The organism is Streptomyces sp. NPDC017520, assembly GCF_044329855.1.
GTDB lineage: Bacteria > Actinomycetota > Actinomycetes > Streptomycetales > Streptomycetaceae > Streptomyces.
The window spans coordinates 82,054-105,017 of the sequence record NZ_JBIRKB010000016.1; the positions used below are offsets into that span (position 1 = coordinate 82,054).

Sequence of the window (22,964 nt, forward strand, 5' to 3'; positions counted from 1 at the left end):
CCGGGGCATTGCGGGGTTCCTGCGGGGCGCGCGGAGTCTCAGGGGTGCATCCGCGTCCCCTTGAGGACCTTGTCCACGGCGTTGCGCGGCCCGTACACGGCGAGGCCCACCAGATCCAGGGCGTCCCGCCCCACCGCCCGTACGGCCGCCCGGTTGTCCCGGTCGTTCCCCGTGCCGAAGAGGTCCGCGGTGAACACGGCCGTCGCCAGGGACCGGGACAGCGCCCTGGCGTGCGCGGCGGTCACCGTCTCCTTCGCCCCCTCGAAGACCAGCACGGGCTGCCGGAGCATCGGCAGGTACGCGGTGGAGTCGGCGTCCTCGTAGGGCTCGCCGATCACCTCGGGCACCGCCGTCCCCAGGCCGCTGACCAGAAAGGCGGTCACGTTCAGGCGCTGCCAGGACTCCAGGTCGTCACGGAGCAGCACCGCGACCTTCGTGTCGAAGCGGACGGGAACGCTCCCGGCCACCGTGGTCCCGCTCTCGGTCCCGCTCTCGCTCACGGTCTCGGTCTCGTGCGTGTTTCTCATGGTTCGAGACTGGCCGGTGGACCCGGGCGCGGTCTTGTACGTTCTTGGCGTGGCGCCACAGCAGGAGACGAGGGACGTCGCGGCCTGGCGCCCGGCCGTCGCCGGCGTCGTGGAGGTCTTCCACGCCCGCTTCACCGAGCACGCCTACCCCATGCACGTCCACGACGCCTGGACGCTCCTGATCGTCGACGACGGCGCCGTCCGCTACGACCTGGACCGCCACGAGCGCTCCACCCCGGACGGCACGGTGAGCCTGCTGCCGCCCGGCGTCCCGCACAACGGCTCTCCCGCGACCACCGACGGCTTCCGCAAACGGGTGCTCTACCTGGACATGACGCTCCTCGACGCCGGTCTCGTGGGACCCGCCGTGGACACCCCCGACCTCGCCGACCCGCTGCTGCGCACCCGCGTCGGCCGACTGCACACCGCCCTCGCGGACCCGGGCGACGCGTTCGAGGCGGAGAGCCGCCTGGCGTTCATCGGCGAGCGCTTGCGGGGACACCTGCGCCCCGGGGGCCTCCCGGCGGGCCCGCCGCCCGGCCGGGGCGTCGCACGGGATCTGCGCGAGCTCCTCGACGAGCGGCTGCGCGAGGGCGTCACCCTGGACGGGGCCGCCCGGCTGCTGCACGCGCACCCCACCCATCTCGTACGGGCCTTCAGCGCGGCGTACGCCATCGCGCCGCACCAGTACGTGACGTCCCGCCGCGTCGACCGGGCCCGCCGCCTGCTGCTCGACGGGATGCCGCCCGGCGAGGCGGCCGTCGCCGTCGGCTTCCACGACCAGTCCCACCTCACCCGGCATTTCAAGCGGATCGCGGGCACCACCCCGGGGCGCTATGCCCGCCATGCCCGCTCACGCGGCCTTCAGGGGCCCTTCTGACGCCCGACAGCCCGCCGCCCCGGCTCCGAGTCCGGAACCGGGGCGGCGGGCCGCTCACGCGGGAACCGCGCGGTGCGCAGTGCTGTGTGCGGCAGCACTGTGCGGCCTTCACGGCGCGGGGGGACGGTCAGACGAGCGAACCGCCCGGCAGTTCGACCTTCGCGCCGAGCTTCTCCAGCTTCTCCATGAAGTTCTCGTAACCGCGGTTGATCAGGTCGATGCCGTGCACCCGGGAGGTGCCCTGCGCCGCCAGGGCCGCGATCAGGTACGAGAAGCCGCCCCGGAGGTCCGGGATGACCAGGTCGGCGCCCTGGAGCTTGGTCGGTCCGGAGACGACCGCCGAGTGCAGGAAGTTGCGCTGGCCGAAGCGGCAGTCCGAGCCGCCGAGGCACTCGCGGTACAGCTGGATGTGCGCGCCCATCTGGTTGAGCGCGGAGGTGAAGCCGAGCCGCGACTCGTACACCGTCTCGTGGACGATCGACAGGCCCGCGGCCTGCGTCAGCGCGACCACCAGGGGCTGCTGCCAGTCCGTCTGGAAGCCGGGGTGCACGTCCGTCTCCAGCGCGATGGCGTTCAGCGCGCCGCCCGGGTGCCAGAAGCGGATGCCCTCGTCGTCGATCTCGAAGGCCCCGCCGACCCGGCGGAAGGTGTTCAGGAAGGTCATCATCGAGCGCTGCTGGGCGCCGCGCACATAGATGTTGCCCTCGGTCGCCAGCGCCGCCGACGCCCAGGAAGCCGCCTCCAGGCGGTCCGGGATCGCCCGGTGGGTGTAACCGTCGAGCTTGTCGACACCGGTGATCCGGATGGTCCGGTCGGTGTCCACGGAGATGATCGCGCCCATCTTCTGCAGTACGCAGATGAGGTCCTCGATCTCCGGCTCGACGGCCGCGTTGGACAGCTCGGTGACGCCCTCGGCGAGGACGGCGGTGAGCAGCACCTGCTCGGTGGAGCCCACCGAGGGGTACGGCAGCCGGATCTTGGTGCCCCGCAGCCGCTGCGGGGCCTCCAGGTACTGGCCGTCCGCCCGCTTCTCGATGGTCGCGCCGAACTGGCGCAGCACCTCGAAGTGGAAGTCGATCGGCCGGCCGCCGATGTCGCAGCCGCCCAGGCCCGGGATGAAGGCGTGGCCGAGGCGGTGCAGCAGCGGGCCGCAGAACAGGATCGGGATGCGCGACGACCCCGCGTGGGCATCGATGTCGGCGACGTTCGCCGACTCGACGTGCGAGGGGTCGAGGATCAGTTCGCCCGGCTCGTCGCCGGGGCGGACGGTGACGCCGTGGAGCTGGAGGAGCCCCCGGACCACCCGTACGTCACGGATGTCGGGAACGTTGCGGAGGCGGCTGGGCCCGCTGCCGAGCAGCGCGGCGACCATGGCCTTCGGCACCAGGTTCTTGGCGCCTCGGACGCGGATCTCGCCCTCCAGCGGGGTTCCGCCGTGGACAAGCAGGACATCGTCTGTGCCGGTCATGTATCTCGCGTTCCGGAGTGGTCGGGCAGGGGGCCAACGAAAAGGGTAATGGCCTCCTACCCCCCTTCCGTAAGACGAAGGGGGGTGTACGAACGTCATGAATCCGCCACAACACCCTCCGCGCATCCGATCTTGCGGAGGGTTACCGTCCGGATGGTCCACCGCGCCTCCGCCGGACGGTGCGCCTCCCCGTGCCTCCGTGCGCCCTGAGCTGCGCTCGCTCTCCTGAGGGCGGCATCACGGTCACTCACCCCCCGCAGGGGGTGAAGATGCGGGATCATTCCTGCCATGACGGAGGTGTCCTCGCTCACAGGGCGGCTGCTCGTGGCCGCACCCGCCCTCACGGACCCGAATTTCGACCGGGCGGTGGTGCTGCTCCTCGACCACGACGAGGAGGGCTCCCTCGGCGTGGTCCTCAACCGCCCGACCCCGGTCGGCGTCGGCGACATCCTCGCGTCCTGGGCGAGCCTGACCGGCGAGCCGGACGTCGTCTTCCAGGGCGGCCCGGTCTCGCTCGACTCCGCGCTCGGCGTGGCGGTGATCCCCGGCGGCGAGGGCCCGCTCGGCTGGCGGCGGGTGCACGGGGCGATCGGTCTGGTCGATCTGGAGACCCCGCCCGAGCTGCTCGGCCCCGCCCTCGGTTCGCTGCGGATCTTCGCCGGATACGCGGGCTGGGGCCCCGGTCAACTGGAGAGCGAGCGAGCCGAGGGCGCGTGGTACGTGGTCGAGTCGGAGCCCGGCGACGTCTCCTCCCCGCGCCCCGAACAGCTCTGGCGCGCGGTGCTCCGCCGCCAGCGCAGCGAGCTCGCGATGATCGCCACGTACCCGGACGACCCTTCGCTCAACTGAGCGACGAACCGTCGCTCGGCCGAGGGGGCGCCCGTCGTTCACCTGAGGGACGAACCTCCGCTCGACCAGGGGTGACCCTTCCCTCAACCGGAGGCCGCCTCTTTCAGTACCCTTGGCGGTTATGAGCACTCTTGAGCCCGATCGCGGGGCAGGTACGGGGACCCTCGTCGAGCCGACGCCGCAGGTGTCGAGGGGCGACGGCGACCACGAGCGCTACGCCCATTACGTCCAGAAGGACAAGATCATGGCGAGTGCCCTGGAGGGCACTCCCGTGGTCGCGCTGTGCGGGAAGGTCTGGGTGCCGGGGCGCGACCCCAAGAAGTACCCGGTCTGTCCCATGTGCAAGGAGATCTACGAGTCCATGGGTGCCGGCGGCGACAAGGACAAGGGCAAGGGCGGCGGCAAGGACAAGAAGTAGGTCCGGACCTCACTTGCCGGAAGGCCCCCGGGGCGTGCGACACCGCACGCCCCGGGGGCCTTCCGCTTGCCCGGTCACTCTGAGTGACGGATCGGTCGCGTTGCACGGGCTGCATCCGCTGGTCACAGAGTGGTCGAGACCACTTGTCGTCGCCGGAACGCGGATCTACTCTCCTGCCAGTTGTGCAGAACGAAACGCACGTTGCACATGATGCAACGCATGACCGGTAGGGGTTCCCGGATGAAGCTTTCTGCCCGAATTGCCGCCCCGGCTGCGGCGCTTGTGCTGGCCGGCCTCACCGCCACCGCCTGCGCGCCGCAGACCTCCGACACCAGTGCGAAGGGTGACGAGAAGAGCGGCACGCTCCGTGTCTGGCTCTTCCAGGAGGTCGGCAACAAGCCCAAGGAGAAGGTCGTCGACACGGCCGTCGCCGCGTTCGAGAAGGCCCACAAGGGGGCGGAGGTCGAGGTCGAGTACATACCGGTCGACACCCGCGCGCAGCGGATCAAGGCCGCGTTCAACGACCCCAAGAGCGCCCCGGACCTCATCGAGTACGGCAACTCCGACACCGCCGGCTACGTCAAGGACGGCGGACTCGCGGACATCACCGAGGAGTTCGGCGCCTGGGACGAGGCCAAGGACACCGACCCCATCGCCAAGCAGTCGGTCACCGTCGGCGACAAGATCTACGGCGCGCCCTTCTTCGTCGGCGTCCGGGCCCTCTACTACCGCACCGACGTCTTCGAGGACCTCGGCATCGATCCCCCCAAGTCGCAGGCCGAGCTGATCTCCACCGCCAAGAAGATCCGCAAGGCCAAGCCCGACCTCTACGGCCTCGCGGTCGGCGGCGCGTACACCTACGGCGCGATGCCCTTCATCTGGGCCAACGGCGGCGAGCTCGCGGGCGAGACCGGCGGGACGTACAAGTCGGGCATCGACAGCGAGAAGTCCCGCAAGGGCATCGAGGCCTACACCTCCCTCTTCGGCGACGACAACTGCCCGGCCGCCAAGTGCGCCTCCATGGGCGGCAACGCCACCGTGACCGCCTTCGCCTCCGGCAAGGCCGCCATGGCCATCGGCGGCGACTTCAGCCACGCGGCCGTCGAGGCCGGCGCGGTCAAGGGCAAGTACGCCGTCGTCCCGCTGCCCGGCGTCGCCAAGAACTCCATCGCCCCCGCCTTCGCCGGCGGCAACAACCTCGGCATCCTCAAGAGCAGTTCGCACCGCACCCTCGCCGTCGACCTGATGAAGTCGCTCAGCGGCAAGAAGGCCCAGGCCGAGATGTTCGACGCGATGGGCTTCCTGCCGACCTACACCGACGTCCGGGACAACGCCGCGAAGAAGGAGCCCTTCGTCGCCCCGTTCGTCGAGACCCTGGGCGCGGGCGCCAAGTTCGTCCCCGCCTCGCCCGCCTGGGGCCAGATCGACGCCTCGCTGGTCCTGCCGACGATGTTCCAGGAGATCGTCTCCGGCCGTAAGGACGTGGCCGAGGCCTCGGACGACGCGGCGAAGAAGATGGACACGGCCTTCACCGACGCGGGCTGACGATGACCACGCACACCACCTCGCTCAAGGCGCCGCCCGCGGCCGGGAAGGGCGGCGGCACCCCGCCCGCCCGCCCGCCCCGGCGCGGCCGGTCCGTCTCGCCCGCGAACCGCGCCGGCTGGACCCCGTGGCTCTACCTCCTGCCGGCGCTCGTCCTGCTCGCCGGGCTGCTGGTCTACCCGATCTACCAACTCGGCCTGATCTCGTTCCTGGAGTACACCCAGGCCCAGGTCAGCGGCGGCGAACCCACCACCTTCCAGGGCTTCGGCAACTACGCCACCCTCTTCAACGACAGTCAGTTCTGGCAGGTCCTCCTCGCCACCGTTCTCTTCGCCGCGGCCTGCGTGGTGTCCACCCTGATCGTCGGCTGCGCGCTGGCCGTCCTGCTCACCCGCGTCCGCGCCGTGCCCCGGCTCGCGCTGATGCTGGCCGCGCTCGGCGCCTGGGCCACCCCCGCGATCACCGGCTCCACCGTCTGGGTCTTCCTCTTCGACCCGGACTTCGGACCGGTCAACAAGATGCTGGGCCTCGGCGACTTCTCCTGGATGTACGGGCGCTACAGCGCCTTCGCCGTGGTGCTCTTCGCGGTCCTGTGGTGCTCGTTCCCGTTCGTGATGGTCACCGTGTACGCGGGCATCCGGGCCATCCCGACCGAAGTGCTGGAGGCCGCCTCGCTGGACGGCGCGTCCCAGTGGCGGATCTGGCGCACCATCATGGCGCCGATACTCAAGCCCATCCTGATCGTCGTCACCATCCAGTCGATCATCTGGGACTTCAAGGTCTTCACCCAGATCTACGTCATGACCAGCGGCGGCGGCATCGCCGGCCAGAACCTGGTGCTCAACGTGTACGCGTACCAGAAGGCGTTCGCGTCCTCGCAGTACAGCCTCGGATCCGCGATCGGCGTCGTGATGCTGGTGATCCTGCTGGCCGTCACGCTGGTCTATCTGCGCCTGGTGAGGCGCCAGGGGGAGGAACTGTGAGCACGACGACCGGCAGTCCCGTACGCGGTCCCGCGAAGGGCACGCGCGGCGGCGGCCTCGCCAGGCTGCTGCGCGTCAAACGGCCCGGCAGGCTGGCCGCGGAGGCCGCCGCCCTGCTGATCGCCGTCGCGGTCGCCTTCCCCCTCTACTGGATGGTGCTCTCCGCCTTCAAACCGGCCGGGGAGATCCAGTCCACCGAAGCCCGCCCCTGGACGCTGTCCCCCTCGCTCGACTCGTTCCGCCGGGTCTTCGAACAGCAGGACTTCGCCCGCTACTTCCTCAACAGCCTGCTGGTGGCGGGCACGGTCGTCATCCTCTCCGCGCTGATCGCCTTCCTCGCCGCCACCGCGGTGACCCGCTTCCGCTTCAAGTTCCGCACCACGCTGCTGATCATGTTCCTGGTCGCGCAGATGGTGCCGGTGGAGGCGCTGACCATCCCGCTGTTCTTCCTGATGCGGGACTTCGGGCAGCTGAACACGCTCGGCTCGCTGATCCTGCCGCACCTCGCCTTCTCGCTGCCGTTCGCCATCTGGATGCTGCGCGGCTTCGTCAAGGCGGTCCCCGAGGCCCTGGAGGAGGCCGCCTACATCGACGGGGCCAGCCGCACCCGCTTCCTGTGGCAGATCCTGTTCCCGCTGGTCTTCCCGGGCCTCGTGGCGACCAGCGTCTTCTCCTTCATCACCACCTGGAACGACTTCCTGTTCGCGAAGTCGTTCATCATCAGCGACACCTCCCAGTCGACGCTGCCCATGGCGCTGCTGGTCTTCTTCAAACCGGACGAGAACGACTGGGGAGGGATCATGGCAGCCTCGACGGTGATGACCATTCCCGTACTGGTCTTCTTCGTACTCGTACAGCGACGCCTCGTCTCCGGACTGGGCGGAGCGGTAAAGGACTGATGGCATGGCACCCCGGAACCCCGAGCACACGGACCGCACGGACCGCACGGACACCGTGGACCCCGCGGCTCTCGGTCTGATCCCGGCCCCGCGCACCCTGACGGCGGCCCCCTCCGGGCAGCCGTACCCGCTGGGCCACGACACCCCGCTGAGCGCCGCCCCGGGCACGGAGGGCGTCGCCCGCTGGCTGCGCACCACGCTCGGCGCGGCCACCGGGCTGCCCCTGGCCGAGGGCACGGGTGACCGCGGCATCGTGCTCGCCGTCGACGCGGAACTGGCCCCCGAGGCCTACCGCCTCGCCGTCGGAACCGATGCCGTACGCCTCACGGGCGGCAGCGCCGCGGGCGTCTTCCGAGGCGCGCAGACCCTCCGTCAGCTCCTCGGCCCGGACGCCTTCCGGCGGGCGCCCCTCACCGCGAGCCGCGCCTGGGAGGTCCCGGCGGTCGTCGTCGAGGACGAACCCCGCTTCGGCTGGCGGGGCATGATGCTCGACGTCTCGCGGCACTTCCTGCCCAAGGACGACGTCCTGCGCTACCTGGACCTGCTGGCCGCCCACAAGCTGAACGTCTTCCACTTCCACCTCACCGACGACCAGGGCTGGCGCATCGAGATCAAGCGCTACCCCCGGCTGACCGAGGTCGGCTCCTGGCGCTCACGCACCAAATACGGCCACCGGGCATCCGAACTGTGGGACGAGACCCCCTACGGCGGCTTCTACACGCAGGACGACATCCGCGAGATCGTCGCCTACGCCGCCGAGCGGCATATCCGGGTCGTCCCCGAGATCGACATCCCGGGCCACTCGCAGGCAGCGATCAGCGCCTACCCCGAGCTGGGCAACACCGACGTCATCGACACCACCACCCTCTCCGTCTGGGACACCTGGGGCGTCAATCCGAACGTACTCGCCCCCACTGACAACACCCTGCGCTTCTTCGAGGGCGTCCTGGAGGAGGTGCTCGAACTCTTCCCCGCCGAGACCTCCCCGTTCGTCCACATGGGCGGCGACGAGTGCCCCAAGGACCAGTGGAAGGAGTCCCCGCTCGCCCAGGCCCGGATCGCCGAACTCGGCGTGAAGGACGAGGACGGGCTCCAGTCCTGGTTCATCCGGCACTTCGACGCCTGGCTCACCGAGCGGGGCCGCCGCCTCATCGGCTGGGACGAGATCCTCGAAGGGGGCCTCGCCGAAGGCGCCGCGGTCTCCTCCTGGCGCGGCTACGGCGGCGGCATCGCGGCCGCCGAGGCCGGGCACGACGTCGTCATGTGTCCCGAGCAGCAGGTGTATCTGGACCACCGTCAGGACGGCGGCCCCGACGAGCCGATGCCCATCGGGTACGTCCGCAGCCTGGAGGACGTCTACCGCTTCGAGCCCGTCCCGCCGGGCCTGAGCGAGGAGGCGGCCCGTCACATCCTGGGCACCCAGGCCAACGTCTGGACCGAGGTCATGCAGAACCGGGCCCGCGTCGACTACCAGGTCTTCCCACGCCTCGCCGCCTTCGCCGAGGTCGCCTGGTCCGCCCTGCCCGCCCCGGCCGACCGGGACTTCGCCGCCTTCGACGCCCGGATGACGGCCCACTACGCCCGGCTCGACGCCCTCGGCGTGGACTACCGCCCGCCGGGCGGCCCGTACCCCCGGCAGCAGCGCCCCGGAGTCCTCGGCTTCCCGCGTGAGGGAGCGCCGCCCGTGGTGTGACCCCCGCACCGCACCGCCCGGCCGCGGCCGTCCTCCGGGACCGCCGCGGCCGGCGCGCGTCCGGGCCCAACAGCCCTGCCCAACAGCCCTGACGGCACGCGCCCGAGCCCCCGCCCCACGCGCCGGAGCGAGACTGCGAACCGCGACTGCGAACCGAGACAGCGAACCGCGAACCGCAATAAGTCGTACAAGCATCGCTGAAGAGTGGCAATTCACCCTCCCTGCCGAAGAAGGACGAAACCAGGCCATCTCGCAGGTCAGGGACGGATCCACCCTTCGCGGACCCTCGCGACGGTCCGATCGGAAGATGTGCCAGAGTTGCCACGTCCGGGCTGTGAACACGTACCGTACGGCGGAACAGGCGGGACAGCCGGGAGACCGGGAAGGGGCAGCTGGGTTGACCACGCACGCACCGCAGACGATGCAGTCGGTGACGCTGCCGGCCTCGTTGGACGAGGCCGTGGCGGCACTCGGCGCCATGCCCGCAGCCGTTCCGGTCGCGGGGGGCACGGACCTGATGGCGGCCGTCAACAAGGGGCTCCTGCGCCCCTCGGGACTGGTCGGCCTCGGCCGGATCAGCGAGCTGCGCGGCTGGCACTACCAGGACGGCCACGCGCTCCTCGGCGCCGGCCTCACCCACGCCCGCATGGGGCGACCCGACTTCGCCGCCCTGATCCCCGCCCTCGCCGCCTCCGCCCGCGCCGCGGGACCGCCGCAGATCCGCAACGCTGGCACGCTCGGCGGCAACATCGTCACCTCCGCGCCCACCGGCGACGCCCTGCCGGTGCTGGCCGCGCTGGAGGCCGAGCTGGTCATCGCGGGCCCCGACGGCGCCCGCCGCGAGATCCCCGTCTCCCATCTGCTGGCCGGCCGTGAACTGCTGGAGCCCGCGGAGCTGATCGGCTTCGTCCGCGTACCGCTGCTGCACGCCCCGCAGGTGTTCCTGAAGGCCACCGGCCGCACCGGCCCGGGCCGCGCCACCGCCTCGGTCGCCGTCGTCCTGGACCCGGCCCGCCGGGGCGTGCGCTGCGCGGTCGGCGCCATCGCCCCGATGCCGCTGCGCCCGCTGGAGGCCGAGCGCTGGATCGCCTCGCTGATCGACTGGGACGGCGAGCGGGGCCTGGCCCCCGACGCGCTGGCCGCCTTCGGCGAGTACGTCGCCGCGGCCTGCATCCCCGACCACGCACCACCCGCCGACGGAACAGAGGCCCCGCCGCTGTCCCCGGCCGTACTGCACCTGCGGCGCACCGTCGCCGCGCTCGCCCGACGCGCGCTGGGGAGGGCACTGTCGTGAGCAATGAGGAATTCCCCGACCAGCACGGGCGGCAGGGCCACTCCGAAGGCCCGGACCCCCGTCACGGCGGCTGGGAGCCGACGCCGCAGGGCGACGGGTTCGACGCCGACGCCACCGCGTTCGTCCACCTCCCGCCGGAGGACCTGGCGAACATTCCCCTGGCCGCTCCCGGCCAGGGGTACGTCCCCCCGATGATCCTGCCGCTGACCCCGGCCGCGGGGCTGGACCCGGCGGCGACGGGCAGCTGGGTTCTCCAGACCCAGACCCAGACCCAGCAGGCACAGGCCGAGCAGCGCGCCCAGGAGGCCGCCGCCCAGGAGCCCGGCGCGGTCCACTGGCCGGACCCGAACCAGCAGGGCGGGCAGGGCGGCTACCAGGGCCCGTACCAGGACACGTCGCACGCCACGGCCCAGTGGAACTTCACCGAGGCGTTCGGCGGGACGGCGGCGACGCAGACGGTTGCGGCCCCGGAGGGCGGACACCCAGGCCACGCCGAGGGGGCGACCCACGCCGACCAGGCGAACCATGGAGACCAGGCCGGCCAGGTGGACCACACCGGTCACACCGAACACACCGGTCACACCGAACACACCGGCCAGACCGGTCACACGGGCCAGTGGACGATTCCGGTGGCGGACGGGGATCTCCCGGACGAATCGGGCGAGTTCCTGGCCTCGGCGCACACGCCGCAGTGGTACGCGGACAGCGCCCGCCCGGCCACACTCCCCGGCGGCGCCCCCGCCCCCTGGGCCACCCCGGAGCCGGAACCGGTGGCAGACCCCGTACCCGTGGCGGAGCAGACCCCGGAAGCGGAACCGGCAACGGACGGACCGGCGCGGGACGAACCGGCCCAGCAGACAGCCCAGGCGGCAGACGCGGAGCCCGTCACCGACACCGCCACCGACATCGAGCCCCCCGCCGCCGAGGAGCCGGACGCGGCACCCGCGCCCGAGCCCGAGCCCGAAGCGAACACGGCCCCGGACACGCCGCCGGACACAGTCCCGGACGGAGCCCCGGAAGGAGCCCCGGACGGAGCCCCGGAAGCGGCCCAGGACGCGGTGCAGGACGCGGCCCCGGAAGCCGACGTCATCCCCGCTCCCGCTCCCGCCCCCGCCCTCCTCGACGCACCGAGCGAGCACCCGTCCGCGTCCTACCTGCTCCATGTGAACGGCGTGGACCGCCCGGTCAGCGACGCCTGGATCGGCGAGTCCCTGCTCTACGTGCTCCGCGAGCGCCTCGGTCTGGCCGGGGCCAAGGACGGCTGCTCGCAGGGCGAGTGCGGCGCCTGCAACGTCCAGGTCGACGGCCGGCTGGTCGCCTCCTGCCTGGTCCCCGCGGCCACGGCGGCGGGGAGCGAGGTGCGTACGGTCGAGGGCCTCGCCGTGGACGGCGAACCGTCCGACGTCCAGCGCGCCCTGTCCGCCTGCGGAGCCGTCCAGTGCGGCTTCTGCATCCCCGGCATGGCGATGACCGTCCACGACCTCCTGGAGGGCAACCACGCCCCCAGCGAACTGGAGACCCGCCAGGCGCTCTGCGGCAACCTCTGCCGCTGTTCCGGCTACCGGGGCGTGCTCGACGCCGTCGCGGACGTCGTCGCGGCCCGCGAGGCGAGCGCCGAGGCGGCCACGGCGGCCCAGGACGAGGCCCGCATCCCGCACCAGGCCGAGCCGGGCGCCGGCGGCGTGCAGAGGGGACCCCACCCGCACGAGGGAGAGGCGCTGTGAGGCACGCCCGCGGCCCCGCCGTACAGCAGCGGCACACGTACACGCGACACCAGCAGCACTACGTGATCGACAAGGAGGCGGCGTGAGCAGCGACGCGGCCACCGCGGCCAACGCGACCAGCACGAGCCTGCCCAGGATCGACGCGCTGAGCGGCGGATCCGGAGGCGGACCGGACCAGGCGCCGCCCCAGATGGGCCTGGGGGCGTCGCTCCCCGCCGCCGACGCCCGCGCGAAGACCGAGGGCACCTTCCCGTACGCGGCGGACCTCTGGGCCGAGGGCCTGCTGTGGGCGGCCGTGCTGCGCTCACCGCACCCGCACGCGCGGATCCTGTCCATCGACACCTCCGGCGCCGAGGAGATGCCCGGGGTGCGCGCGGTCGTCACGCACGAGGACGTGCCGGGGGACAGCAACTACGGCCGTCACGTCGTGGACCGCCCGGTGTTCGCGTCCGACCTGGTCCGCCACCACGGCGAGCCGATCGCCGCCGTCGCCGCCGACCACCCGGACACCGCACGGCTGGCCGCCGCCGCCATCGCCGTACGGTACGAGGTGCTGGAGCCGGTCACGGACCCGGAGAAGGCGTTCGCGGCGGAGCCCCTGCACCCCGACGGCAACCTGATCCGCCACATCCCGCTGCGCTACGGCGACGCGGAGGCGACGGGCGAGGTCGTCGTCGAGGGCCTCTACCGCATCGGCCGCCAGGACCCGGCCCCGATCGGCGCGGAGGCCGGCCTCGCCGTGCCCCGCCCGGACGGCGGCGTGGAGATCTACACCGCCTCCACCGACCCGCACACCGACCGCGACCTGATCGCCGCCTGCTTCGGCCTGGAACCGGACCGGGTCAAGGTCGTCGTGACCGGGGTGCCGGGCGCGACCGGCGACCGCGAGGACCCGGGCTTCCAGATCCCTCTCGGGCTCCTCGCGCTGCGCACCGGCTGCCCGGTGAAGCTCGCCGCGAGCCGCGAGGAGTCCTTCCTCGGCCACACCCACCGCCACCCCACGCTTCTGCGCTACCGCCACCACGCGGACGCGGAGGGCCGACTGGTCAAGGTGGAGGCCCAGATCCTCCTTGACGCGGGCGCCTACGCCGACGCCTCCTCGGAGTCCCTGGCGGCCGCCGTGGCCTTCGCCTGCGGGCCCTACGTCGTCCCGCACGCCTTCATCGAGGGCTGGGCGGTCCGGACGAACAACCCGCCGTCGGGCCATGTGCGCGGCGAGGGCGCGATGCAGGTCTGCGCGGCGTACGAGGGCCAGATGGACAAGCTGGCCGCGAAGCTGGGCATCGACCCGGCCGAACTGCGCCTGCGCAACACGCTCGCCACGGGCGACATCCTGCCCACGGGCCAGACGGTGACCTGCCCGGCCCCGGTGGCCGAACTACTCCAGGCCGTACGCGACTTCCCCCTCCCCGCCCTCCCCAAGGACGTCCCGGAGGACGACTGGCTGCTGCCGGGCGGTCCCGAGGGCGCGGGGGAGCCCGGGGCGGTGCGCCGGGGCGTGGGCTACGGCCTGGGCATGGTCCACATGCTGGGGGCCGAGGGCACGGACGAGGTCTCGACGGCCACGGTCCGGGTCCACGACGGCGTGGCCACGGTGATCTGCGCCGCCGTGGAGACGGGCCAGGGCTTCACCACGCTGGCCCGCCAGATCGTCCAGGAGACCCTGGGCATCGAAGAGGTGCACGTGGCCGCCGTCGACACCGACCAGCCCCCGGCGGGTCCGGCGACGCACGGCCGCCACACCTGGGTGTCGGGCGGGGCGGTGGAGCGCGCGGCGAAGATGGTCCGCACCCAGCTCCTCCAGCCGCTGGCCCACAAGTTCGGCATGTCCACGGAGCTGCTCCAGATCGCCGACGGCAAGATCACCTCGTACGACGGGGTGCTGTCCACGACGGTCACCGAGGAGCTGGACGGCAAGGAACTCTGGGCCACCGCCCAGTGCCGCCCCCACCCCACGGAACGGCTGGACGAGTCCGGCCAGGGCGACGCGTTCGTCGGCCTCGCGTTCTGCGCGGTGCGTGCGGTGGTCGACGTCGACATCGAGCTCGGCTCCGTCCGCGTGGTGGAGATGGCGGTCGCCCAGGACGTCGGCCGCGTCCTGAACCCGGCCCAGCTGGCGATCCGCATCGAGGCGGGCATCACCCAGGGCATCGGCGCGGCCCTCACGGAGAACCTCCGCACCGCCCGCGGCCTCATCCGCCACCCCGACCTGACCGGCTACGCGCTCCCGACCTCGCTGGACGCCCCGGACATCCGCATCGTGAAACTGGTCGAGGAACGCGACGTGGTGGCTCCCTTCGGCGCGAAGCCGGCCTCGGCCGTCCCGGTCGTCACGGCCCCCGCGGCGGTCGCCTCGGCAGTCCGCTCGGCGACGGGCCGCCCGGTGAACCGCCTGCCGATCAGGCCGCAGGCGGCGGTGGCGACGCCCAAGGGCTGACCCGCAGTCCGCCGCGGCGGGCGGTCCCGGCTCAGCAGGGGCCGTCGTCGACGGCAGAGGTGAGGTCGTACCGGGGAACGGAGTGGTTGCTGCCGCTGTCCGCTCCCGGTACGAAGACCCCCGCCGAGATCTCGCAGTCGCGCCCGCCAGTCAGGGAAGAGCAGGAATACGACGACGGATACAAGCGCGACCCCGTGGTTCCGCTGAATTCGTGCCCGGACAAAGGCTCAGATGCTACTCGCCCGCTCTGTGCCCGCCACGTACGTTTGCTACGAAGGCTGTCCGCACAGCAAGTCCCGGGGGTCACGTGATGTTCGAGAAGGAATGGGCCGAACTGCGCGCGGCAGCGGCAGAGCGAAGCGCCATGCAGCTCAACAGCGCTCCGGCCGAGGGCGGCGGCGGGGCACCCGACCTGGTGGTGACCCGGGATGACCTCGGCGCCATAGGCAAGGACGCCTACGAGCTGAGGACGAAGCTGTCGAAGGACGGCGACCATGCCCGCCCGACCACCTTCGACGCGGCGATCGCGCTCACCAACGGCAACTTCGCGAGCGGTTCGGCACTGCTCAAGGTGCAAGACCGCTGGCAGACCCATCTCAAAACGCTGCTGGATTCCTGCGCGCACATCTCGAACCACCTGGATTACACCAAGGCCCAGCACGCGAAGGACGACGTGAAGATCGGCGGAGATCTGACGGCGGTTTCCAAGCTGTCGGAATACTTGAAGTAGCGCCCGGGGGAACACGCACATGCTGAGTTACGAGGAAATCGTCGAAGCCCCGCTGGGGAAGCTGAAGGCCGCGGCCGACGACTGGTCGGAAATGGCGGCCAATCTGGACAGGCTCGCCACCCAGGCCTCGGACGGGCTGAAGGCGAAGGCGAGCAAGGCGAACTGGGAGGGCCTCAACGCCGGGGTCACCAGGGAGTTCATCGGCAAGACCGCCAAGGAGTTCACGGACGCCGCCGCCGAGGCCAAGGGTGTCAAAACGCTGCTGGCAGAGGGCTACACGGCCTTCAAGAAGGCCAAGGACGACCTGGTCAACATCCGGGACCACGAAGGGCCGGCGGCCGGCGTCAAGGTGGACGGCAGGGGCAAGGTGACGGCGCGTTCCCCGATCTCCGAGAACAACACGGCACGCCACGACCCCGACTTCAGCAAGTACCTCCAGCAGGAGAGGGAGAACATCGAGTCGTGGCAGCGGCGGATCGACCTCATCGTCGACAACTGCAACGACACCGATGTGACCTTCAAGAACTCCCTCCAGGCCAACGTCACCGACCGCAAGGACTTCAGCGCCCCGAAGTTCACCAAGTTCGACCAGGAGGAGGCGGGCCGGGCCGCCGCGCTGGCCGCCAAGGGCCGCGACCTCACCCACACCGAACTCCAGTCGCGCTGGTGTTGTTGCCGCAGTTGCGGTACCGCTGGTAATGGAGACGGCCGGCAATGCGGTGAGCACGCAGTACGGCACTGACACTCTGCAATATCTTAAAGACGCCGAGTACAGCAACGGCGACCAAGCGCTCACCAGTATCGATGCGAATGCCTCACAAGGTAAGGCGAGTGCCGCCGCTGCTATGTTCCACTACGCCGAATCCGTGGGAATGACGGAGCAGGAGAAGCGCGTTCTCTTCGCGGATACCGAGACGCAATACAACAACGGTGTAACGGCGGCGAGACATCTGGGGAAGGTCAACTGATGGCGAAGCGGGTACTCCGGGCATCCATGATGACCGGCGTCGTTCTGGGCGGCTTGGTGCTGGCCGGGTGTTCGGACGGTTCCGATTCCGAGAGGAAGACGGCTGATTCCAAGAGTCGCCAGGCATGTGCACATTTCCTGGGCGCAGAGAACGTCCGCAAGGCGGTCGACTCCGTGGGTGGAGGTGAGGAGGCAGCTTTAACGCGCCTTGCCCCGGGGGACTTGGCGGCGGCACTGAGCCGTGAGGCTGAGGAGTGGTCCGAGGACGATCTGCTGCACAACGAATACAGCGCCTGCCGCATTCAGCTCCGGTCCGGGGATGGCGGCGCATTTGTGATCGAGGCGACGGCCGGGTGGTCCATGCTCACCTTTGATTTTATGATGAGCAAGCCGAAGTACGGCAAGAACTGGCAACGGTTGAACGACCAGGTATTCGTCTGGCCGGAGGACGGGCAGTCGCGTATGAGGCTCCTTGTCGAGTGCGGTGTTCCCGGCGCTCCGTCAGGGCAGCAGGAGGGACTGCCTCTCGAGATGATGGTGGCCGACCCCGGGCTGGCAGTCGAGCAGCGCCAGACCCTGCTGTCGACGTTCGCGCGAACCCTGGTGGAGGAACTGGGCTGCACCGGAGATCCGGTTGTGCCGGCGCAACTCCTCCGCTGATCCTGGGCGGTGACGCCTCTTGCGAGGTCGGGGCGTCTGCGGCTGGTGGCCATGGGTGGGGCAAGGATGCCCGGCAGCTCGAAGATCGGTGTGCGGAACAAGGACACCGGTATCCATGACGGGCCACGACCGTCACGCGGACGGAGAGTTCGTCCGCTAGTACTCCAGCGGCAGGCAGGCAGGCAGGCAGGCAGGCAGGCAGGACAGTACGGGCGCCCCCTGCCGGAGCGAGGAGCTCCCCGGGCCGACGGAGGCACCTGGACACTTCCCGGCCGGCCCGGATAGCCGGAGAATGCGGCGAAGGGCCGAACCCGTCCGAAGGTTCGTAGCGCCGTAACGAACAGGGGAGAGCCCGTACGTGATCACTGAGCCGGAACTGGTGGGCGAACCCGGGCCGACGGAGCCCACGGACGTGGTGGGCGGGTTCGATCCGGGGCAGGGGCACGCGGGCGGTGGCCGGCGCCGGGTGCGGAGGCTGCTGTGGGCTGCCGAGGACGCGTCCATGCGCGTGCAGGTGGTGGAAGGCGGTTTCGTCGTGACGCTCGCCCTGTCCTCCTGGATGTCTCCTCCGGACATCGACAACGGAACGGACGGTCTGCCGGACGTGGTGGACCAGCCGGAGATGCTCGCCTACCGGGCCGATCTGATCAGCGATACGCGCGAGGTGATGAAAGCCCTGAAGACCGGCTGACCGGCCGCGAACGAGAGCGGCCGCCCCCTGTCGTGGGGACGGCCGCTCGGCGATGGAGACCGTGACCGGATTCGAACCGGTGTAACTCGAGTTGCAGTCGAGCCCCTGAGCCTCTCGGGCACACGGTCGGGTGTGGCGCTGCGGTGCTGTCGTGCGGTGCTCTGTTCCCTTGCTGTCCATGACGCTACGGGGCTCCGCCCGCCGCCTCAAGGCATCCGGCGGGCACGCAACGCGACTGCCATACGCCGTTCACACCCGGCCCGGCACCGGGGCTCGGGACCTACGACCAAGGGCCGAGCGCGGTGCCGCACATGGACAGGGTTCAAACTGCTCCATGCCCCTTACGCTGAGCCCATGACCGCCCTCGAACCGCGTGACGGCGCCGATGCCGCACACCTCGCGCCGCCCGCGACCGACGATCACTCCCCGGACCCGCTGTCCGACATTCCCCTCGCAGCCGTCGAAGGGGTCCTCGGGCGCACCTACCGGGCGCTCAGCATCGGCATCGTCTCCGTGGTGTTCCTCATCGCGTTCGAGGCCACGGCGGTCGGCACGGCCATGCCGGTCGCCGCGCGTGAGCTGAACGGGATCCCCCTCTACGCCTTCGCCTTCTCCGCGTACTTCACCACCAGCCTGTTCGCCATGGTCCTCTCCGGGCAGTGGGCCGACCGGCGCGGGCCGCTCCAGCCGCTCGCCACCGGGATCACCGCGTTCGGCGTCGGCCTGCTGCTCTCCGGGGCGGCCAGCAGCATGTGGGTCTTCATCGCGGGCCGGGCGGTCCAGGGACTCGGCGGCGGGCTGGTGATCGTCGCCCTGTACGTGGTCATCGGGCGGGCCTACCCCGAGCGCATCCGGCCCGCGATCCTGGCGGCCTTCGCCGCGAGCTGGGTGATCCCCTCCGTCGTCGGGCCGCTGGCCTCCGGGACGGTGACCGAGCACCTCGGCTGGCGCTGGGTCTTCGTCGGCATCCCGGTCCTCATCGTGATCCCGCTCGTCCTGGCCCTCCCGGCGATCCGGCGGACGGCCTCCGGGCCCGCCGACCCGGCCGCCGCCACCGAGCCGTACGACCGCCGCCGGATCCGGCTCGCGCTGGGGATCTCGGCCGGGGCGGGGCTGCTCCAGTACGCGGGGCAGGAGCTGAACTGGCTCGCCCTCCTGCCGGCCGCCCTCGGCACCGCCCTGCTGGTCCCCGCCGTACGCGGACTGCTGCCCACCGGGACCGTACGGGCGGGGCGCGGGCTGCCCTCGGTGGTCCTGCTGCGTGGGGTCGCCGCCGGGTCGTTCATCGCCGCCGAGTCCTTCGTACCGCTGATGCTGGTCACCCAGCGCGGGCTCTCCCCGACGATGGCCGGGCTCTCGCTGGCCGTGGGCGGGGCGACCTGGGCTCTCGGTTCGTTCGTGCAGTCCCGGCCGCGCATGGAGCCCCACCGTGAGCGGCTGATGGTCAGCGGCATGGTGCTGGTCGCCGCCTCGATCGCGGTGGCGCCCTCCGTGCTGATCGAGGGGGTCCCGGTCTGGACCGTCGCCGTCGCCTGGGCCTTCGGCTGCTTCGGGATGGGCATGGTGATCGCCTCCACCAGCGTGCTGCTGCTGAAGCTGTCGGCCCCGGAGGAGGCGGGCTCCAACTCGGCCGCCCTCCAGATCTCCGACGGGCTCTCCAACGTGCTGCTCCTGGCCGGCGGCGGAGCGGCCTTCGCCGCGCTCGGCGGCGGGGCGGTGGGCGCGGCCGCGCACGGGGCGGTGGAGGCGGGAGCCGCCGGCTCACACCCGGGCGCGTTCGCCGCCGTGTTCCTGCCGATGGCGGGGGTGGCGCTGGTGGGGGCGTGGGTGGCGACCCGGGTCGTCGTGCGGGAGAAGTAGCGGTACCACTCTGGCACCATCCGCTGGTACCGTTCTGGTATGGCTATGAACCTGCGTCTCCGTGACGACCAGACCGAAGCCCTCAAGCAGCGTGCCGAGCAGGAGGGCACCAGCATGCACGCCATACTGCTCCAGGCCGTGGACGACTATCTCGCCAGGACCGCGCAACAGGCCATCGTCCGCAAGACGGCCAAGGAGCAGGCGGCCAAGTGGAGCGAGCTGATGGAGCGGCTGAAGTGAGCTGTGTCTATCTGAGCTCCGAGGACATCCTCGTGATCGCCGAGCATGCGTGCGACGGCATGCAGATCGTCCTTCGGGACGCCGGGCTGCTGGAGTCGGCGGCGCACCGCCCCTCCGCCGCCATGTTCGGCGAGGAGGCCTACCCCGATCTGATCGACAAGGCGGCGGCGCTCCTCCAGTCCCTGGCGGTCAACCGCCCCCTTTTCGACGGCAACAAGAGGACTGCCTGGCTGTCCTGTGTCACGTTTCTGGCCATGAACGGCGTTGAACTGCGCCCGGACATCGACGCGGCGGAACGGCTGGTCATCGATGTCGCCACGGGGGCGACGGACGAGATCAAGACGATCTCCCAGGGGCTGCGGGATCTGGTCCTCGACGCGATGTGAGCACGGTCTCGTCGGCCCCCGGCACGGCTCGTCCGTACCGGGTTTCAACCGGGCCCCCGGTAGGGTGGCCCGGTTGTCGTATCGCGGGGCCGGGCCGATCAAGGGCCGGGTCCGGTGCGGACAGCGCCCCACGTACCCGAGAGCCCCGAACCGGAGACCGTGACTACTACCACCGCCTCCCACCACCTCTCACCCGCCTTTCCCGGCCGCGCCCCCTGGGGCACCGCCGGCAAGCTGCGAGCCTGGCAGCAGGGCGCCATGGAGAGGTACATCCAGGAGCAGCCGCGCGACTTCCTCGCCGTCGCGACGCCCGGCGCCGGCAAGACCACGTTCGCGCTGACCCTCGCGTCGTGGCTGCTGCACCACCATGTCGTGCAGCAGATCACCGTCGTCGCCCCGACCGAGCACCTCAAGAAGCAGTGGGCGGAGGCGGCCGCCCGGATAGGGATCAAGCTCGACCCCGACTACAGCGCCGGCCCGCTGAGCAAGGAGTACCACGGGGTCGCCGTGACGTACGCCGGTGTCGGCGTCCGTCCGATGCTGCACCGCAACCGCTGCGAGCAGCGCAAGACGCTCGTGATCCTCGACGAGATCCACCACGCCGGTGACTCGAAGTCCTGGGGCGAGGCCTGCCAGGAGGCGTTCGACCCGGCGACCCGGCGGCTCGCGCTGACCGGTACGCCGTTCCGTTCGGACACGAACCCGATCCCGTTCGTCGCGTACGAGGAGGGCAACGACGGCATCCGCCGCTCCTCCGCCGACTACACCTACGGCTACGGCAACGCGCTGGCCGACGGCGTCGTCCGCCCGGTCATCTTCCTCAGCTACAGCGGCAACATGCGCTGGCGCACCAAGGCCGGTGACGAGATCGCCGCGCGGCTCGGCGAGCCGATGACCAAGGACGCCATCGGGCAGGCCTGGCGCACCGCGCTGGCGCCCACCGGCGAGTGGATTCCCAACGTGCTCACCGCCGCCGACAAGCGGCTCACCGAGGTCCGCAAGGGCATCCCCGACGCGGGGGGCCTCGTCATCGCGACCGACCAGGAGTCGGCGCGCGCGTACGCCAAGATCCTCAAGAAGGTCACCGGCGAGACGCCGACCGTGGTCCTCTCCGACGAGAAGGCCGCCTCCAAGAAGATCGACCAGTTCAGCGGTGACGAGTCGCGCTGGATGGTCGCGGTCCGCATGGTGTCCGAGGGCGTCGACGTGCCGCGCCTCGCCGTCGGCGTCTACGCGACGACGATCTCCACGCCTCTCTTCTTCGCCCAGGCCGTCGGCCGCTTCGTGCGGTCCCGCAGGCGCGGCGAGACGGCCTCCGTCTTCGTCCCGACCATCCCGATGCTCCTCGACTTCGCCAACGAGATGGAGGTCGAGCGCGACCACGTGCTCGACAAGCCGAAGAAGGGCAGCGACGAGGAGAACCCGTTCTCGGAGGAGGACAAGCTCCTCGCCGACGCGGAGAGGCTGGAGGACGAGGAGACCGAGGAGCAGCTGCCCTTCGAGGCGCTGGAGTCCGACGCCGTCTTCGACCGGGTGTTGTACGACGGCGCCGAGTTCGGCATGCAGGCCCACCCCGGCTCCGAGGAGGAACAGGACTACCTCGGCATCCCCGGGCTCCTGGAGCCCGACCAGGTCCAGCTTCTCCTCCAGAAGCGGCAGACCCGGCAGATCGCGCACAGCCGCCAGAAGCCGGCCGAGGAGGCCGACCTCCTGGAGAAGCCGGCCGACGCCCGGCCCGTGGTCACCCACAAGCAGCTGCTGAGCCTGCGCAAGCAGCTCAACACCACGGTCTCCGCCTACACCCACCAGAGCGGCAAGCCCCACGGTGTGATCCACAACGAACTGCGCCGCGTCTGCGGCGGCCCGCCGAGCGCGGAGGCCACGGCGCACCAGATCCAGCAGCGGATCGCGAAGGTCCAGGAGTGGGCGACGCGGATGACGTGACCGGGAGAACGGGCCCGAGGAAGGAAGGAGGGCGGGACGCGTATCCGTACGCGTCCCGCCCTCCTTCGCGTCCTCGTCGAGACCGTCAGCCGTTCGCTGGCTCGGGGACCTGGTCGGGCAGCGCGGCCTCGTCGGCGCAGCCGAGCTGCTCGGCCAGGGCGCGGGACACGTCGTTGAGGATGGTCATGCGGTCCTTGGCGGTGGAGGCGGGGTTCACACCGGCCACGGTGAACATGCTGGCCTTCACGTACGACGCCTTCCCCTGCTTGCCCTCTGTGGAGCAGGAGAAGTACAGGTAAGCGCCGCCGTCACCCTTCACGTAGGCGTGCACGCCGAGGGCGAACGGGAGGTGCTCGTCGTCCTTGCTCATGTCAGGGCGGTCCGCCCGCGGTTCGAATTCGACTTCCAGCTGGGGATGCCCGCTGTCGTCGTCAGCACGGTAGACGTTGCAGTCCAGCCGCTCACCGATTTTCCCGTGCAGGTGCTTCGCAGCGAGCTCGAGAGAGAACGTACCCGGTTCACCCGATGCGTCTCGCCCGGTCAGTTCGGTGAACCGGTCCGTCCCGCTGACCCGCCGCAGCGCCTGCTGCGCCGATGCTCGGAGCGTCCCGTCGCACACCTGCTCGGCGGAAAACACGTCCTGCTTGCCGGTCTTCTCGTCCCCGCCGCAGGCGGTCGCCGCCGCGAGCAGCAGCACCCCGTAAGCGGCGCGGAGCCAGGTTGTCGCGGCCCGTTTCTGTCGGGAGGTTCGGTCCGATGGCCATGGCAT

Annotated in this window: 21 protein-coding genes, 1 tRNA gene and 1 pseudogene; 19 read left to right on the plus strand and 4 right to left on the minus strand. The window is 71.0% G+C overall.

Features of this window, described 5'->3' with window-relative positions; translation table 11 throughout:
* Positions 1-38 precede the first annotated feature (38 nt).
* Positions 39-527: a DUF2000 family protein gene (locus ACH4KB_RS30215; RefSeq protein WP_398069016.1), complete on the minus strand. Its 489-nt coding sequence runs from the start codon at positions 525-527 to the stop codon at positions 39-41.
* On the opposite strand from ACH4KB_RS30215, the gene ACH4KB_RS30220 reads away from it, so the two are divergent.
* Positions 526-1,407 (plus strand): AraC family transcriptional regulator, encoded by an 882-nt coding sequence (locus ACH4KB_RS30220; protein ID WP_398069017.1) that lies wholly within the window; start codon positions 526-528, stop codon positions 1,405-1,407. The two genes, ACH4KB_RS30215 and ACH4KB_RS30220, sit on opposite strands and share 2 nt — an antisense overlap.
* 127 nt (positions 1,408-1,534) lie before the next feature.
* Here the strand turns inward: ACH4KB_RS30220 and murA are convergent, their stop codons facing one another.
* Positions 1,535-2,875, minus strand: coding sequence for a UDP-N-acetylglucosamine 1-carboxyvinyltransferase (murA, locus tag ACH4KB_RS30225; protein WP_097866898.1), 1,341 nt, complete (start codon positions 2,873-2,875; stop codon positions 1,535-1,537).
* 288 nt (positions 2,876-3,163) lie between these two features.
* On the opposite strand from murA, the gene ACH4KB_RS30230 reads away from it, so the two are divergent.
* From ACH4KB_RS30230 to ACH4KB_RS30295, 14 genes and pseudogenes are all read left to right on the plus strand, one after another.
* Positions 3,164-3,724: a YqgE/AlgH family protein gene (locus ACH4KB_RS30230; RefSeq protein ID WP_398069018.1), complete on the plus strand. Its 561-nt coding sequence runs from the start codon at positions 3,164-3,166 to the stop codon at positions 3,722-3,724.
* Positions 3,725-3,845: 121 nt separating this feature from the next.
* On the plus strand, positions 3,846-4,142 hold the full coding sequence (locus ACH4KB_RS30235) for a DUF3039 domain-containing protein (protein ID WP_006124925.1): 297 nt from the start codon (positions 3,846-3,848) through the stop codon (positions 4,140-4,142).
* A 240-nt stretch (positions 4,143-4,382) separates the two neighbouring features.
* Positions 4,383-5,687, plus strand: a complete 1,305-nt coding sequence (locus tag ACH4KB_RS30240; RefSeq protein ID WP_398069019.1) for an extracellular solute-binding protein — start codon at positions 4,383-4,385, stop codon at positions 5,685-5,687.
* 2 nt (positions 5,688-5,689) lie between these two features.
* Entirely contained in the window at positions 5,690-6,670 is a 981-nt protein-coding gene (locus ACH4KB_RS30245) for a carbohydrate ABC transporter permease (protein WP_398069020.1), read from the plus strand.
* Positions 6,667-7,569, plus strand: coding sequence for a carbohydrate ABC transporter permease (locus ACH4KB_RS30250; RefSeq protein ID WP_398069021.1), 903 nt, complete (start codon positions 6,667-6,669; stop codon positions 7,567-7,569). The genes ACH4KB_RS30245 and ACH4KB_RS30250 overlap by 4 nt, the downstream gene beginning before the upstream one ends.
* A 4-nt stretch (positions 7,570-7,573) precedes the next feature.
* Positions 7,574-9,262 carry a beta-N-acetylhexosaminidase gene (locus ACH4KB_RS30255; protein ID WP_398069022.1) on the plus strand — a complete coding sequence of 563 codons (1,689 nt, stop codon included), beginning with the start codon at positions 7,574-7,576 and terminating at the stop codon, positions 9,260-9,262.
* Between the two features lie 397 nt (positions 9,263-9,659).
* Entirely contained in the window at positions 9,660-10,556 is an 897-nt protein-coding gene (locus tag ACH4KB_RS30260) for an FAD binding domain-containing protein (protein WP_398069023.1), read from the plus strand.
* Positions 10,553-12,280 carry a 2Fe-2S iron-sulfur cluster-binding protein gene (locus ACH4KB_RS30265; RefSeq protein ID WP_398069024.1) on the plus strand — a complete coding sequence of 576 codons (1,728 nt, stop codon included), beginning with the start codon at positions 10,553-10,555 and terminating at the stop codon, positions 12,278-12,280. Before ACH4KB_RS30260 ends, ACH4KB_RS30265 begins: the two co-directional genes overlap by 4 nt.
* An 82-nt stretch (positions 12,281-12,362) precedes the next feature.
* Positions 12,363-14,717 carry a xanthine dehydrogenase family protein molybdopterin-binding subunit gene (locus tag ACH4KB_RS30270; RefSeq protein ID WP_398069025.1) on the plus strand — a complete coding sequence of 785 codons (2,355 nt, stop codon included), beginning with the start codon at positions 12,363-12,365 and terminating at the stop codon, positions 14,715-14,717.
* A 307-nt stretch (positions 14,718-15,024) separates the two neighbouring features.
* Positions 15,025-15,447 carry a hypothetical protein gene (locus ACH4KB_RS30275; RefSeq protein ID WP_398069026.1) on the plus strand — a complete coding sequence of 141 codons (423 nt, stop codon included), beginning with the start codon at positions 15,025-15,027 and terminating at the stop codon, positions 15,445-15,447.
* A 19-nt stretch (positions 15,448-15,466) separates the two neighbouring features.
* Positions 15,467-16,108: pseudogene (locus ACH4KB_RS30280) on the plus strand (hypothetical protein); the annotation flags it as partial.
* 58 nt (positions 16,109-16,166) lie between these two features.
* Positions 16,167-16,415, plus strand: coding sequence for a hypothetical protein (locus tag ACH4KB_RS30285; protein ID WP_398069027.1), 249 nt, complete (start codon positions 16,167-16,169; stop codon positions 16,413-16,415).
* Positions 16,415-17,074 (plus strand): hypothetical protein, encoded by a 660-nt coding sequence (locus tag ACH4KB_RS30290; protein ID WP_398069028.1) that lies wholly within the window; start codon positions 16,415-16,417, stop codon positions 17,072-17,074. Before ACH4KB_RS30285 ends, ACH4KB_RS30290 begins: the two co-directional genes overlap by 1 nt.
* A gap of 358 nt (positions 17,075-17,432) precedes the next feature.
* Positions 17,433-17,765, plus strand: a complete 333-nt coding sequence (locus tag ACH4KB_RS30295; RefSeq protein WP_398069029.1) for a hypothetical protein — start codon at positions 17,433-17,435, stop codon at positions 17,763-17,765.
* Positions 17,766-17,818: 53 nt separating this feature from the next.
* Here the strand turns inward: ACH4KB_RS30295 and ACH4KB_RS30300 are convergent.
* A tRNA-Cys gene (locus tag ACH4KB_RS30300) sits at positions 17,819-17,893 on the minus strand.
* Between the two features lie 226 nt (positions 17,894-18,119).
* On the opposite strand from ACH4KB_RS30300, the gene ACH4KB_RS30305 reads away from it, so the two are divergent.
* The 4 genes from ACH4KB_RS30305 (at position 18,120) to ACH4KB_RS30320 (ending at position 22,195) form a co-directional block, all read left to right on the plus strand.
* On the plus strand, positions 18,120-19,625 hold the full coding sequence (locus tag ACH4KB_RS30305) for an MFS transporter (RefSeq protein ID WP_398069030.1): 1,506 nt from the start codon (positions 18,120-18,122) through the stop codon (positions 19,623-19,625).
* 39 nt (positions 19,626-19,664) lie between these two features.
* Positions 19,665-19,865: a ribbon-helix-helix protein, CopG family gene (locus tag ACH4KB_RS30310; RefSeq protein WP_026290595.1), complete on the plus strand. Its 201-nt coding sequence runs from the start codon at positions 19,665-19,667 to the stop codon at positions 19,863-19,865.
* Complete coding sequence (locus ACH4KB_RS30315) at positions 19,862-20,251, plus strand: type II toxin-antitoxin system death-on-curing family toxin (protein ID WP_398069031.1); 390 nt, start codon at positions 19,862-19,864, stop codon at positions 20,249-20,251. The genes ACH4KB_RS30310 and ACH4KB_RS30315 overlap by 4 nt, the downstream gene beginning before the upstream one ends.
* Before the next feature lie 159 nt (positions 20,252-20,410).
* On the plus strand, positions 20,411-22,195 hold the full coding sequence (locus ACH4KB_RS30320; RefSeq protein WP_398069032.1) for a DEAD/DEAH box helicase: 1,785 nt from the start codon (positions 20,411-20,413) through the stop codon (positions 22,193-22,195).
* Between the two features lie 85 nt (positions 22,196-22,280).
* Here ACH4KB_RS30320 and ACH4KB_RS30325 read toward each other — a convergent pair whose 3' ends face one another.
* On the minus strand, positions 22,281-22,964 hold the full coding sequence (locus tag ACH4KB_RS30325; protein WP_398069033.1) for a hypothetical protein: 684 nt from the start codon (positions 22,962-22,964) through the stop codon (positions 22,281-22,283).

Bases quoted from the DNA above. Each gene is read 5' to 3' on its own strand.
- ACH4KB_RS30235 (WP_006124925.1), top strand. From the start codon at position 3,846: ATGAGCACTCTTGAGCCCGATCGCGGGGCAGGTACGGGGACCCTCGTC.
- ACH4KB_RS30215 (WP_398069016.1), bottom strand. From the start codon at position 527: ATGAGAAACACGCACGAGACCGAGACCGTGAGCGAGAGCGGGACCGAG.
- ACH4KB_RS30290 (WP_398069028.1), top strand. From the start codon at position 16,415: ATGGCGAAGCGGGTACTCCGGGCATCCATGATGACCGGCGTCGTTCTG.
- ACH4KB_RS30230 (WP_398069018.1), top strand. From the start codon at position 3,164: ATGACGGAGGTGTCCTCGCTCACAGGGCGGCTGCTCGTGGCCGCACCC.
- ACH4KB_RS30325 (WP_398069033.1), bottom strand. From the start codon at position 22,964: ATGCCATGGCCATCGGACCGAACCTCCCGACAGAAACGGGCCGCGACA.
- ACH4KB_RS30220 (WP_398069017.1), top strand. From the start codon at position 526: ATGGTTCGAGACTGGCCGGTGGACCCGGGCGCGGTCTTGTACGTTCTT.
- ACH4KB_RS30255 (WP_398069022.1), top strand. From the start codon at position 7,574: ATGGCACCCCGGAACCCCGAGCACACGGACCGCACGGACCGCACGGAC.
- ACH4KB_RS30305 (WP_398069030.1), top strand. From the start codon at position 18,120: ATGACCGCCCTCGAACCGCGTGACGGCGCCGATGCCGCACACCTCGCG.
- ACH4KB_RS30310 (WP_026290595.1), top strand. From the start codon at position 19,665: ATGGCTATGAACCTGCGTCTCCGTGACGACCAGACCGAAGCCCTCAAG.
- ACH4KB_RS30240 (WP_398069019.1), top strand. From the start codon at position 4,383: ATGAAGCTTTCTGCCCGAATTGCCGCCCCGGCTGCGGCGCTTGTGCTG.
- murA (WP_097866898.1), bottom strand. From the start codon at position 2,875: ATGACCGGCACAGACGATGTCCTGCTTGTCCACGGCGGAACCCCGCTG.
- ACH4KB_RS30245 (WP_398069020.1), top strand. From the start codon at position 5,690: ATGACCACGCACACCACCTCGCTCAAGGCGCCGCCCGCGGCCGGGAAG.